This is a genomic window from Oleiphilus sp. HI0043 (assembly GCF_001634935.1).
Map to the genome: position 1 here is coordinate 1 of NZ_LWEY01000393.1, position 567 is coordinate 567.

Annotated in this window: 1 protein-coding gene; it reads left to right on the forward strand. The window is 45.7% G+C overall.

From position 1 onward, the window contains the following. On the forward strand, nucleotides 1-567 hold a 567-nt coding region (locus A3729_RS05235; protein ID WP_197475585.1), incomplete at both ends, for a toprim domain-containing protein.

Here is a 567-nt window from a genome sequence, read left to right on the forward strand (position 1 = left end):
ACAAATAGCGAAAACCTCTCTCACCTCTTACGACGGTGTAAGCACATTATTTTCTGTTTTGATGGCGATCGAGCCGGATTACAGGCTGCAAGAAAGGCAATGGAAAACGCCTTGCCTATATTTGAAGATGGGATGCAGCTGGATTTTTTGCTATTACCGGAAGGTGAGGACCCTGATACTCTAGTGAGGGGGGAAGGGAAAGATATGTTCGAAAAGCGAGTGCTTTCTGCTTATCCCTTATCGGAATTCATGCTTAAAATTTATTCAGAGGGCCTTGATCTTAGATCTGCCGAGCATAAGGGTTTGCTAAAAGAGCAGGCAGAAGCTCAGATAGAGAGGGTGAAGTCCTTTGTTCTGAAAAATGCGCTGACGCAAAAGCTAAATTCACTGATGTTTAAGCGTCGAGGGAAATTCAAGCAAGATGCAGCTAGTGATGGGCGGGAGCTGGTCGGCGCTAGGGTGATTCCTGACCCGGATACTAGCCTTTGTTTAGCGCTATATTACCAGCCAAGTCAGGCTGAAAATTATCTAAGTATGATCAGTGGGCACCAAGGGTTTCAGCAAACT